The 13,457-nt window shown below is 29.7% G+C and carries 10 protein-coding genes; 5 read left to right on the top strand and 5 right to left on the bottom strand.

What is annotated here, in order from left to right; genetic code table 11:
- Positions 1-149: 149 nt before the first annotated feature.
- Both G507_RS0111250 and odhB read left to right on the top strand, forming a co-directional pair.
- Positions 150-2,921, top strand: a complete 2,772-nt coding sequence (locus G507_RS0111250) for a 2-oxoglutarate dehydrogenase E1 component (protein ID WP_026717565.1) — start codon at positions 150-152, stop codon at positions 2,919-2,921.
- 60 nt (positions 2,922-2,981) lie between these two features.
- On the top strand, positions 2,982-4,196 hold the full coding sequence (gene odhB, locus G507_RS0111245) for a 2-oxoglutarate dehydrogenase complex dihydrolipoyllysine-residue succinyltransferase (RefSeq protein WP_026717564.1): 1,215 nt from the start codon (positions 2,982-2,984) through the stop codon (positions 4,194-4,196).
- Positions 4,197-4,285: 89 nt separating this feature from the next.
- On the opposite strand, the gene G507_RS0111240 is transcribed toward odhB, so the two are convergent.
- The 5 genes from G507_RS0111240 to G507_RS0111220 all read right to left on the bottom strand — a co-directional run bounded on the left by G507_RS0111240 (position 4,286) and on the right by G507_RS0111220 (position 11,039).
- A complete protein-coding gene (locus tag G507_RS0111240) occupies positions 4,286-4,723 on the bottom strand; it encodes a retropepsin-like aspartic protease (protein WP_026717563.1) in 438 nt (145 codons plus the stop codon).
- 141 nt (positions 4,724-4,864) lie between these two features.
- Positions 4,865-7,495: a CHAT domain-containing protein gene (locus G507_RS16905; protein ID WP_211218982.1), complete on the bottom strand. Its 2,631-nt coding sequence runs from the start codon at positions 7,493-7,495 to the stop codon at positions 4,865-4,867.
- Positions 7,419-9,428: a PKD domain-containing protein gene (locus tag G507_RS0111230; RefSeq protein WP_026717562.1), complete on the bottom strand. Its 2,010-nt coding sequence runs from the start codon at positions 9,426-9,428 to the stop codon at positions 7,419-7,421. Before G507_RS0111230 ends, G507_RS16905 begins: the two co-directional genes overlap by 77 nt.
- A gap of 83 nt (positions 9,429-9,511) precedes the next feature.
- Positions 9,512-10,519: a hypothetical protein gene (locus G507_RS0111225; RefSeq protein ID WP_026717561.1), complete on the bottom strand. Its 1,008-nt coding sequence runs from the start codon at positions 10,517-10,519 to the stop codon at positions 9,512-9,514.
- A 76-nt stretch (positions 10,520-10,595) separates the two neighbouring features.
- A complete protein-coding gene (locus G507_RS0111220) occupies positions 10,596-11,039 on the bottom strand; it encodes a hypothetical protein (RefSeq protein ID WP_026717560.1) in 444 nt (147 codons plus the stop codon).
- 245 nt (positions 11,040-11,284) lie between these two features.
- Between G507_RS0111220 and G507_RS0111215 the strand changes: the two genes are divergently transcribed.
- The 3 genes from G507_RS0111215 to G507_RS0111205 are packed head-to-tail and all read left to right on the top strand — an operon-like array spanning position 11,285 to position 13,407.
- On the top strand, positions 11,285-11,866 hold the full coding sequence (locus G507_RS0111215; RefSeq protein WP_026717559.1) for an RNA polymerase sigma factor: 582 nt from the start codon (positions 11,285-11,287) through the stop codon (positions 11,864-11,866).
- Between the two features lie 4 nt (positions 11,867-11,870).
- Complete coding sequence (locus tag G507_RS0111210) at positions 11,871-12,599, top strand: tetratricopeptide repeat protein (RefSeq protein ID WP_026717558.1); 729 nt, start codon at positions 11,871-11,873, stop codon at positions 12,597-12,599.
- Between the two features lie 40 nt (positions 12,600-12,639).
- Positions 12,640-13,407 carry a TatD family hydrolase gene (locus G507_RS0111205; protein ID WP_026717557.1) on the top strand — a complete coding sequence of 256 codons (768 nt, stop codon included), beginning with the start codon at positions 12,640-12,642 and terminating at the stop codon, positions 13,405-13,407.
- Positions 13,408-13,457: the final 50 nt, after the last annotated feature.

The raw sequence follows: 13,457 nt of genomic DNA, 5'->3' as shown, positions 1-13,457 counted from the left end.
ATGATTCAGTAATTATATCTTCTGATAAAGGATTACTATACTTAATTTGCAAATTATTTCATAAATGTATCCAAAAATAAGTAAAATATAATTGCAATTATTGTACTTTTGTCTAATTATTTAACCAAAACGTCTTTTAAGACCACAATATGGATAGGTTTTCCTTTTTAAACGCTGCACATACGGCTTTCTTTGCCGATTTATACGAACAATATTTAGAAAACCCAGATGGTGTTGAGCCTAGCTGGAGAAGTTTTTTCCAAGGATTTGACTTTGCGCAGGCCAATTACGGTACTGAAAATGTAGCTCAACAAATTACAAATGGTGATTTTTCGTGTGATCATATTACAGAAAAAACAGAAAAAGAATTTAATGTACTTCGCTTAATCGATGGGTATAGAACTCGTGGACATTTGTTTACAAAAACAAATCCAGTTAGAGACAGAAGAACCTATACACCAACATTAGCCTTAGAAAATTTTGGACTTTCACAATCAGATTTAACTACTGTTTTTGATGCTGCTAAGATTGTAAATATGGCGCCAAGTACTTTGGCTGATATTTTAAAACACTTAGAAAAAGTGTATTGCCAATCAATCGGTGTCGAATACATGTACATTCGTGAACCTCAAAAGTTAACTTGGGTAAAAAACAGGCTTGACTTAAATGATAATGAACCTAATTTCACATCAGACCAAAAGAAAAACATTTTAGGAAAATTAAATGAAGCTGTTTCTTTTGAAACTTTTTTACATGCCAAATATGTTGGTCAAAAACGTTTTTCATTAGAAGGATGTGAATCTGCTATTCCTGCATTAGATGCGCTTGTTGAAGCTGCAGCTGAGAGAGGTGTTGAACAATTTGTAATGGGAATGGCACATAGAGGTCGTTTAAATGTTTTAGCTAATATTTTCGGAAAAAACACTCAAAATATCTTCTCTGAATTTGACGGAAAAGACTATGATGAAGATAATACTTTTGATGGTGACGTTAAATATCACTTAGGCTTAACTTCAGAAAGAAGTACAAGTTCAGGAAAAAAAATAAACTTAAACTTAGCACCAAATCCTTCACATCTTGAAACAGTAGGAGCAGTTATTGAGGGAATTACAAGAGCTAAACAAGATAGATTATATCCAAATGACGTTTCAAAAGTATTGCCAATTGCCGTACACGGTGATGCTGCAATTGCAGGACAAGGTATTGTCTATGAAATCATTCAAATGGCCAATTTAGATGGTTTTAAAACAGGAGGAACTATTCACCTTGTTATTAACAATCAAGTTGGATTCACAACAAATTATTTAGATGCTCGTTCGTCTACATATTGTACAGATATTGCAAAAGTAACTTTATCACCGGTTCTTCACGTTAATGCTGATGATCCTGAAGCTGTAGTTCATGCGATGTTATTTGCTTTAGATTACAGAATGGAATTTGGTTCTGATGTTTTTATTGATTTATTAGGATACAGAAAATATGGTCATAATGAAGGTGATGAACCTAAATTTACCCAGCCAATTTTATATAAAGCAATTGCTAAGCAAAAAAATTCTCGTGACATTTATGCTGAAAAATTAAGACAAGAAGGTATTATTGATGCTGGATATGTTAAAGAATTAGAAGCTAAATACAAGGCAAAATTAGATGAAAGTTTAGAAGAGTCTCGTAAGAAAGATTTAACAGTTATCACACCTTTCATGCAAAATGAATGGACAGGATTTGAACAAGTTTCTGATGATGGAATGCTTAAAAAATACGATACAAGTTTTGATAAAGCTAAGTTAACTGAGATTGCTAAAACAATTTCAGAATTACCAGAAGACAAAAAGTTCATTAGTAAAATCAAGAAAATTATCAACGATAGAAAGAACATGTATTTCGAATCGGATAATTTAGATTGGGCTATGGGTGAATTACTAGCTTATGGTTCCTTAGTTACAGAAGGTTTTGATGTTCGTATTACAGGACAAGATGTTGAAAGAGGAACATTCTCTCACCGTCATGCTGTAATTAAGGTTGAAGAATCAGAAGAAGAAGTAGTTTTAATAGACAAAATAAAAGATAAAAAAGGAAACTTTTACATTTATAATTCACACCTTTCAGAATATGGAGTTGTTGGTTATGAGTATGGATACGCATTAGCTTCACCAAATACATTAACAATTTGGGAAGCACAATTTGGAGATTTCTCTAACGGTGCGCAAATCATGATTGACCAGTATATTTCTGCTGGTGAAGATAAATGGAATAACCAAAACGGATTAGTATTCTTGTTGCCCCACGGTTATGAAAATCAAGGAGCAGAGCATTCATCTGCACGTATGGAGCGTTACTTACAAATGTGTGCAAAGCATAATATGTATATTGCAGATTGTACAACTCCAGCGAATTTCTTTCACTTGTTGAGAAGACAAATGAAAACAAATTTCCGTAAGCCATTAATGGTGTTTACACCAAAAAGTTTGTTGCGTCATCCATTAGCGGTTTCAACAGCTGATGAAATGGCAAATGGACAATTCCAAGAAATACTGGATGATCCAAATGTAACTGACAAAAAAGCAATTAAGTCATTAGTGTTTTGTACAGGAAAAGTATATTACGATATAATTGCACAAAGAGAAGAATTAGGAAGAAATGATGTAGCTGTTGTTCGATTAGAGCAATTGTTCCCATTGGCAACTGATCAGATAAAAGAAATTATTGCAAGTTATCCAAATGTTGATGACTATGTTTGGGCTCAAGAAGAACCTAAAAACATGGGAGCTTATAGTTTTATGTTAATGAATTTTGACCTAGTTAAACTTCGTTTAGCATCACCAAAAGCTTATAGTGCACCAGCAGCAGGAAGTTACGAACGTTCTAAAAAACGTCAAAAGAATGCTATTGCCATGATTTTTGATAAAACATTATTTCAATAAAATAACAACACAAATACAACCCTTAGTTATTTTAAGGGTAAACTTTTAAACTAAAAGAAAATGATTTTAGAAATGAAAGTCCCATCACCGGGAGAATCAATTACAGAAGTAGAAATTGCAACTTGGTTAGTTCAAGATGGCGATTACGTAGAAAAAGATCAAGCTATTGCTGAGGTTGACTCAGACAAAGCTACTTTAGAATTACCTGCAGAAGAAAGTGGAATTATTACACTTAAAGCTGAAGAAGGTGATGCAGTAGCGGTTGGAGCAGTTGTATGTTTAATTGATACAAGTGCAGCAAAACCTGCAGGTGATGCACCAGCTAAAACTGAAGGAAAAGTTGAAGAGAAAAAACCAGAAGCACCAAAAGCAGCTCCAGTTGCCGAAAAAACATATGCTTCTCAAACTCCTTCTCCTGCAGCAAGAAAAATATTAGACGAAAAAAACATCCAACCTACTGATATTGCAGGAACAGGTAAAGGTGGAAGAATCACTAAAGATGATGCAGTTAATGCTGTACCTTCAATGGGAACTCCAACTGGTGGTTCTCGTGGTTCTGAAAGAACAAAATTATCAATGTTACGCAGAAAAGTAGCCGAACGTTTAGTAGCTGCTAAAAACGAAACAGCTATGTTAACGACTTTTAACGAAGTTAACATGACACCAATTAATACTATTAGAAATCAATATAAAGACGAATTCAAAGCTAAGCACAATGGTGTTGGTTTAGGATATATGTCATTCTTTACAAAAGCAGTTACAAGAGCTTTACAATTATATCCAGATGTGAATTCTATGATGGATGGTGATTATAAAATTGCTTATGATTTCGTAGATATTTCAATCGCAGTTTCTGGACCAAAAGGATTAATGGTTCCTGTGGTTAGAAATGCAGAAAACTTGACTTTTAGAGGTGTTGAAGCTGAAATCAAAAGATTAGCCTTAAGAGCTCGTGATGGACAAATTACAGTTGACGACATGACTGGTGGAACATTTACTATTACAAATGGTGGTGTTTTTGGAAGTATGTTATCTACACCAATTATCAATCCTCCACAATCTGGAATTTTAGGAATGCACAATATTATTGAGCGTCCAATTGCGGTTGATGGAAAAGTTGAAATTCATCCAATGATGTATGTTGCCTTATCTTATGACCACAGAATTATTGATGGTCGAGAGTCTGTTGGTTTCTTAGTTGCTGTTAAGGAAGCTTTAGAAAACCCAATGGAATTATTATTAGACAACAATCCTAAGAAAGCTTTAGAATTATAATATAAACCTAACAGGTTTTCAAAATCTGTTAGGTTTGGTTTAATATAAAAAATCCCAAATTCTTAATTGAGTTTGGGATTTTTTTAAGCCTATTTTAAATATAAAAAGTGATTTGCATAATCAATAATTGCTTTTCCTTCTAATAAAATATCAGCACCAATGATTCCGTTTACGGGTTTGGTTTTGTAACTAATCAAAGCTTCATTAACGTGACTCATATCAAAAACCACTAAATTTAAAGATTCTGATTTCCATCTACCTAATTGTAATTTGTTCTTTTTTGATAATTGTGTTGTCATTCCAGTTGCACCAGCACCAGCAGCTTTGGTTTCAGAATTCTCGGCAAATAATTCGAATCTTATTATTTCATCAAAACCGACACAACTATTACTTGCACCAGTATCTAAAATGAATGTTCCTTTAATGTCATTTATTTTGGCAGTTACCAATAAATGTTGCGTTTTTAAAACCTTAAATTTTATCTTTTTGTATTTTTTTCCTTTTAGAAAATCTTGAATTTCTTGCATACATCAAAAGTAGATATTATTTTTAAAACACATAGAAACATAGAATTATTTTGAATTAATTAGCCGCTTTGCTTAATATAGTATTCATAGGCTATGTGAAAAATAAAATTTCTAAAAAATTCTTATTTAAGTACTATAAATCTATGTTTCTATGTGTTTAACTTTTTTTACGAAAAGCAGGAACAAAAGAATAACTAAAATTCCTCCAAAAAGTAAATAATAAAAGTAATTAGTTTCCTCAGAATCAACAGCACCATAATACACAAAAGCACCCCAATAATAAGGAGATTTTTTAGCGTTAGAAATATCTTTATCTCCTAAATAATTTATTTTTGAAAGATAATTAGATTCAAAAAAAGAATTGGTTTTTTCAAAATTCACATAAAAATTTGTCATTAATTGAGCCGCTGCATAATCGTTAATTTTCCATAAACTAAATAAAATATTTTCAGCACCAGCATATTGAAAAGCCCTAGCAATACTCATTGCACCTTCTCCTTTTTGAAGTTTTCCAATTCCAGTTTCACAAGCACTCAAAACTACTAATTGAGGATGACAATTTTCTAAAGCATATAATTCATTTATCAACATTAAATCATCATAAAAAACCAATGTTGCAGGTTCGTTGAAACTTCCACTTGTTCCATGAGTTGACAAGTGTAGAATGCTATAATTACTGCTATTTTTCATGAAATTTTCTTTTGTAGCTTTTTCATTCATGAATAATGTCGCTTTAAAAGGCAACAAGGCTTTTGCTTCTTCTTTTGAATATAAAAGTTCTGCATTTGTGTTTTCAAAAACTGGAAAAAAACCAAGAATTGTATTTTGTTTTTCTTTCGGAATATTGTCAATATAAAAAGAAGCATTTGTCTGATAAGCCAACTTATTTTGAAACACCAAAAACGGAATTTTATTAAAGTTTTTTGATGTTGTTTTTTGAGTGACCAAAGCATCAAACGACACAAAATTTAATAAGCCATCAGGAATAATAATTGTGTTTTTATCTTTTTCTAATTTTGATAATTTTAGATTTTCATACAATTGAAAACTCGTTTTGCTAAACAAATCAATGTCTTCATTTATTTTAGAAGCATCATCAAAAAAGTGAATAAAATTCTTTAAAGTTGAAGCGAAATTTTCCTCAATTTTAATTTGATTCCAAGTAGTTTTTTTATCACTAATTTGAAATTCATAAACCGATTCATTTCCCCAAAAGAAATAAATCATTTGCGCTTTATCTTTTTCAATTTTAGAATATAAATCAGAAAATGAGAATTCATTTTTTAAAGATGATTTGAATTGCTTGTGAATTTTTTCGTTATAAGATTTCAATTCCATACTTATTGATGCTAATTTGGAATTTATAGTTTCAATTTCATTCGGATTTTCACCAGTAATTTGCAATCGAATTAACTTATTAATCAATGTTTCTTGCTGTGAAGTCAATTTATTTTGAGCAATTAAATCTTTGTTTTTTGGATGTACTTCTAATAAAGTTTTAAGGTTTGATTTGTCTTTTAAAACAACATTTTTACTTCTTTCGGCAAACAAAAATGCTTTTTCAATCCAAGAATCATCTTTAGTTTTTTGAAATTCATTCCAGAAAATTTGAAGACATTTTTCGGTTCTTTTTCTATCATCAAATTGTTGAATAATTAGAGATTCTTGCGAAACTATATTGTCTTTTATCAAATCACTGACATAAAAACTCAAGTTATAATAATCGATTTTCTTTTGCGAATTAGTTTCAAGTTCAGCTAATTGGTCAAAAATAGATAAGAAAGTATTTTCTGCATACAAACTATTTTTTTCAGGCAAAATCATTTTCTTTTCCAAAGGCAATAAAGTTTGTAATGCTTTTGAAAGTAGATTTTTCGATTTCTTATCCTCTTTCAAAAACCTATAAATAGAAGCTTCATCAACATATAGTTTGGCAACTTCTCGTGCAGTGAAATCTTTGGTTTTAAAAAAGGTAGTTTTTGCTTTTTCAAAATAAGGAATAGCTTCTTTACTATTATTGTTTTGTAAGGCTAAAAATGATTTAGATTTTAAGTTTTGATAATCATTTTCAACAGCATTTTCCAGTAATTGATTTGCATTTTCATACTTCTTTAAACCTATAAAATTCACAGCTAATTCTTCTTTAATTCTTTTATTTTGGAGTGATGAAATTGCTTTATTTTTTGACACTTTTTGAAGTAAATCAATAGCTGTTTGATATTTTCCAATAGATTTGTAAACGATTGATAAATTGATATAACCCGAAATAATCGTAGCTTGATTGTGCTCTTTTTCAGCAATGAAAATATATTTTTTAATAATATTTTCGGCTAAAGTAAAATTGCCCGATTTGGTATATAAAGTTCCTAAAGGTTTTAAGCAATATTCAACAATATCATAATTGGAAAGTTTGTTTTTGTCGAATAATTTCCAAGCTTTTTCATAAGAAGAAATGGCATTTTTTTCTAGGTTGTTTTTCATTTCAAACGAGCCTTTGTTGCAATATAAAATCACTAAAGCCAATTGCTCATCAAACGATTTTACTTTAGTTGAAAACTCTTTTTCTTTTAAAGTAAGAACATCTAAATTCTTCTTATTTGGATTAGCTACAAATGAATCTACAACATCATAAATTTGGTCTTCTAAAGTTTGTGAAAAACCAATAGAAGTAAAAAATAAGAATAGTAAAAGTGTCTTAAAATTTCCAAATTGCATAGAACTGCCACGAATCAAAATCGCTTTTAAAATTTTTATAATATCGAATTCCAACACTTGGACCAATTCGTGCAAAACCCAAAGTTACATCAGCAAATAATTGCGTTTGAATTTCAGTTTTTTCTTTTAATGATGTATTTGTTTCTCTTTTCAGTTGTGGAATTTCTTCACCTACATCAAAACCTCCAACTGTATTTTGTGTTGCTTCATAATATTGAAAGGTTTCACTTGTTTCTTTAGTCGACGAAAGTATAGTTGAAAATTGTGGTCCAAAACCAATTCCAACATAATTATTTACATTATATCTGATTGAGACAGGAACAATATCAGTAACTATTCTATTGGTTTGACTCGATGTAATTTTTTTTTCAAAACCAACATCTGAAACTGTTCCATTTGGATTTTGAATGGGTGGATTAAAATTTACTTGACTTAAATCTGAAGTTAAAGTAGCATCATCAAAATCTAATTTATTAAAAAGTAATTCAGATTGCCAATACCAACGATAGGATTTATAAGGAGAAATAGTTGCTCCTACAAAATAACTTTTAGCATTTTCTAATTTAGGGAAATAATTATACCCTGTTTTAGCACCAATTGAAATTCCTGGGTTAAATCTTGTAACGGAATAATTAGTAATAATTGGGTCATTCTTATCAAAGATAATAGCTGTTTTACTTTTGGTTTTTACTTTATGAAAATCTTTTCCGAATTTTAAACTGTATTTTACAAACCCTTTAGTTGAATCTTTTTCAATCACATTTTTTTGTTCACTTCCTGGTAAATAAATGTTTTTGAATGTGAAAATAATTTGTTTTTGAGCCACAATTGTATCCAAACAACTATAACGAACTTCTTGATTTTTTGGGCAAATTGGACATTCAGGGTACATACCTTCAATTTGAAGAGTGGATTTGTCATACATATCAGGAACATCAGTTTCTAAACGAATGGTTGTTGCTGGTCCTTCACCATTATTTTGAAAACGAGTTTTGAATTTCACTCGTTTAAAACGGACTAGTCTATAATTAATGAACATTCCGTTTGTAGACATTTTATTTGGATCATGTGATGTCACAATTTCCATTTCCATATCTTTTATTTTATGGTTTTCATAGTTTGAATCTGGAACATAAATACTTCGCACTTTTAAAATAGCACTTGTATCTTTTATCATTTCTGGAGTTGTTTTTAAAGTGAAAAATATATTACGCTGTTCGTTTGGATTCATGTTATTAAACGTAATGGTTTTTCCTTTTTTAAATTTTTGTTTGGATTCTTCTAAGGATAAAGGAAGATTTTTTCTTATTTTAGTATCTTGAAATTTAGTAGTTGAATAAATTAAATTTTCAAGGGAAGCATAAGCTAAGTTGTTTGTATCAAAATCTTCATTATAAACTAAGTCACTTGATATTTCTTCTATATTTTCATTGTAATAATTTCTTATTTCGACTAGTTCAAAATTGTCGTTTTTAAATTCTTTTTCGTTGTAATAAAAATAGATTTTGCCATTAGTAACGTAGTCTTTTTCGTTTTTATAACTTAAAATCACTATAAATTCTTCATCAGGTAAAGGTTCTCGATTTCTTCTTAAAACGATATTGTCATCCATAGGTAGAATTTCATTTTGAGAAGCATTTGCTTTGTCGTTTGTTTTTACTTTTTGTGGACGAGTTGAAGGTGTTTTTCCTGAATCGTAATTGTTAGTTGCCCAAAGTTTTACTTCATATTCACCAGCTTCTTTGTAAGTGTGATTTGGTTCTTCTTTTGTTGAAAAATTTCCATCTCCAAATTCCCAATAGTGACTATAAAATGCTTTTGGAGCACCAGCAATTTGATTTAACAATGGTTTTTCAGATTTAAAGGAAAAAGAGTTCTTATTTTGTACAGGAATTATTGTCGCTTTTCTAGCTACTGTATCAATAGGTTTGGTTTGAGAAAAACCCAATAGAGAAACAAGAAATAAAAATAATGTACTAATTTTCAACATGGTGTCTAGCTTTTAAGTTATAAAAATAGGAAAAAGCGATGAGTAAATCATCACTTTCTCCAAAAAACAAAACAGAACTAAATTTAGGGTAGGGCATTTATGGCAGCTACAAGTTGAGCTTCAGATCCAACAGTTGTTTCAGCTAAAGTAAATGTATAAACAGCATTTTCGGTAATTGTAACAGGTTTTATAGCATATCTCCATTGTCCATTTTCTTCAGTTGCAAAAATGATGTGACAAGCTAATCCAACAGGAATTTGACCATAATGTTCAGAAAATAATCCTGAATTACCATCATAAGTATCAAGTTTTGCTAATGCATTTCCTTCCCCATCATAATGTAAAAATACAGCACTATTTTGATTGCTATAACCAGTTGGCACAGCTGCTAATATTTGAGTTTTTGGACCACTATATGATGCAAACTTATCAACATTGGTCCATCCAAAATTATTAAAAGAGGCATAATAACTCTGTCCACCAACTGCGTTTTGTTCTAAAAAAACACCACCTTGAACGACAGTCACATCTTCTTCTTCCCAATCAACATTCCCTTCATTATCAACCACACCATTCCATAATGTCATATCGTTATCTGGAGCTGTTAAATTTGCTGGGATTCTTAAATTCATTGCACAGCCTAAAGCTAATTGTTGTCCATTTTGAGTAGCATTGATGAAAAATTCACCACCAGAAATAAGCATTGCCATATCTCCATTTGGTAATTTTCCCATGGTTGTTTTATTTGTAACTAACATGTGTCCACCATCAAAAACTTCAACATATTCTATATCAACTTGTCCAGTTATTGCATTTCCATTTAAGGTAAGACAGTTAGCGTTAATGTCAATTTCTACACCATTTGCAGAAGTTAAAGTAGTTACACCATCTGCAACATCAATTTGAAAGCTTTGCGAAATATTGTCTAATGCAATTTGTCTAATTGAATTAAATGCTGTTGAAGAAGGTACATTAACTTGAGTAGTTGTTTCGTCATCGGGATTACAACTTGTAAAAATTGTTGCAAAGGCAAAAAGTATTATAAGAAATCTATTTGCTAATAATTGGTTTTTTGTTTTAAGTGTTTTCATAATTTCTAAAATTTAAAGATTTAATTTATTTAATAATTCAACTGAGTAAGCAGTTTACTCAGTTGAATGTTTTTTTTTATTTAAAGTCAGCTGCAATTACTATTTTGGAATTTAAAATATCTCCTGTACTTAAAAGTTCAATCATTTTTTTTGCTTGATTTTCTGAACTTGAAAAACCTTTAGCTTTTCCGTTTTTAGTTTCAACTTCCCAGTAAAATAATCTTAAAGAGCTGTTTGAAACTTCATTTTTTAATTGAAAGAATGTTTCAATTTTTTTGTCTAAAATAATTTCTCCTGCAGATACAAGTTGAATCATGTTTTGAGCTTCTTCTAAAGAACTTGTAGTTCCTGCATAAGTTCCGTTGTTTGTTTTTACACTCCAATCATAAACTTCTACTATGTTATCTCTTGAAATTGAAGTTTTGATTTCTAAATTATTTGAAGTTTTTGTTACTTCTGTAGCGTTTACGTTTAAAAAGGATAAAGCTAAAATTGCGATTGTAAAGATTGATTTTCTCATGATTTCTAAATTTTAATGTTATTGTTAATTGTTGTTTTCTATTGTTATATCAATTCAAGTTTTAATTTGTTACCTCTGTTCTGAATTTATTTCAGAATCTTTTTTTTATTTCTTTTTGGAAACATTTTAAAAACAAGATTTTGATGAACGATTACACCTATATATAAAGTAGCTTTGAAAATTGTTACCCATTAAATCATATACTTTTTTATTTCTTTTTATATTAGCTGATAAATAAAGATTTTATGACTTCAAAAATTCTGCATCACGACCAAATGTATATAGATGGGTTACTTAATAATAATTCCTCAATCATTGAATCTATATATAAAAAGTTTGCACCAAAAGTCACTTATTATATAAAGATGAATTCTGGAAGTGCAGATGAAGCGCAAGATGTAATCCAGGAAGTTATAATTACTATATACAATCAAGCAAAAACAAAAGGTTTAGAATTAACGTGTCCGTTTGATGCCTACTTTTTTTTATTATGTAAAAGAAAATGGCTAAACGAATTAAAAAAATCTTACAATAAAGAGGTAACAATTAAAGATGAAAATGTATCTATAGACAAAGACGTTGAAAAATTAGCCATCGAAACCGAAGAACAAGACGAAAAACAATCCTTATTTGATGAAATGTTTCAAAAATTAGGAGAAAAATGCCAAGAAGTTTTGAAATTGAGTTTTGTAACCAAAACTATGGAAGAAGTTGCTAGTAAAATGAACGTGACTTATGCTTATGTGAGAAAGAAAAAATCCATTTGTACAGGTCAATTAACAGAGTTAATACAACAATCTAATCGATACCAATCTATAAAATACTAAAGTAATGCAAGAAGAATTATACATAGCATTTGAAAATTACCTCAATAATGAAATGACTTCAGAAGAAAAAGTCGATTTTGAAAATAAACTTCAAAACCAGGAATCTTTTAAAAAACAATTTGAATTATATAAAGAAACAACACAGTTTTTAGAAGTCAAGTTTTCAAATGATACTATTGATTTTAAAGAAAATTTAAAGTCGATTTCGAAAGATCATTTTTCAGATACGAATAAAAAGAAATCAAAAGTTATTTCATTACAATCAAAATGGTTTGCAATTGCAGCTACGTTGGTCGTTTTTGTTGGAGTTTGGTTTATGAATAGTGGTGGAAATCCGACTTATTCAGATTTCAATCAGCATGAAAATGCTAATTTTACAGAAAGAGGTTCTGTTATTAAAGATTTAAAAGCAGCTCAAGAAGCATTTAATGATAAAAATTATGAAAAAGCAATTCCTTTGTTTGAAAAAGTTCTTGAAGAATATAAAAGACCAGAAATCGAATTCTATTACGGAATTTCATTATTAGAAGTTAATAAGACAGCCCAAGCAGAAGTAGTTTTCAACAACTTAAAAGACGGAAAATCGGTTTATAATCAAAAAGCTACTTGGTATTTGGCCTTAACTAAATTAAAAGTAGAAGATTTTGAAGCTTGTAAAACATATTTAAAAGAAATCTCTTCAGATTCAGAAGATTTTGAAAAAGCTCAAGAATTATTAAATGAGTTAGATTAATTGTATTTTTGCCACTTGAAAAAGTAATAAGCCAATTATAATGATATTAACAGATACTCACACTCATTTATATTCAGAAGAATTTGACCAAGATAGACATCAAGTAATTCAAAAAGCTATTGACGCTGGAGTTTCACGATTTTTTATTCCGTCTATTGATTCTAGTTATACATCAAAAATGTATGATTTGGAAAGCCAATTTCCTGAAAATATTTTTTTAATGATGGGATTGCATCCTACTTATGTAAAAGAAAATTATTTAGACGAATTAGCTCACGTTGAAGCTGAATTGGAAAAAAGAAAATTCTATGCTATCGGAGAAATCGGAATTGATTTATTTTGGGATAAAACTTTTTTAAAGCAACAACAACATGCTTTTAAACAACAAATTCAACTAGCTAAAAAATACAATTTAGGAATTAACATTCATTGTCGTGATGCTTTTGATGAAACATTTGAAGTTTTAGAATCTGAAAAAGACGAAAAGTTATTTGGAATTTTTCATTGTTTTACTGGTAATTTAGAACAAGCAAATCAAGCTATTTCACTTGGAATGAAATTAGGAATTGGTGGTGTTTCAACATTTAAAAACGGAAAAATAGATCAATTCTTAAATCAAATAGATTTACAACATATTGTTTTAGAAACAGATTCACCTTATTTAGCACCAGTTCCTTTTCGTGGAAAAAGAAATGAAAGTAGCTATACCTTGTTAGTAGCTCAAAAATTAGCTGAAATTTATAACGTTTCTGTTGAAGAAATTGCAAAAATTACAACCGAAAATTCAAAAGCTGTTTTTGGGATTTAAGTTAAAATTGCCTTTAAATTCATAAATTTTTTGTTCTTTTGTTTTCTTAA

Source organism: Flavobacterium gelidilacus DSM 15343 (genome assembly GCF_000422685.1).
GTDB classification, from domain to species: Bacteria; Bacteroidota; Bacteroidia; order Flavobacteriales; family Flavobacteriaceae; genus Flavobacterium; species Flavobacterium gelidilacus.
The sequence above is the reverse complement of the archived record's forward strand: the minus strand, read 5'-3'. Positions and strand labels throughout refer to the sequence as shown.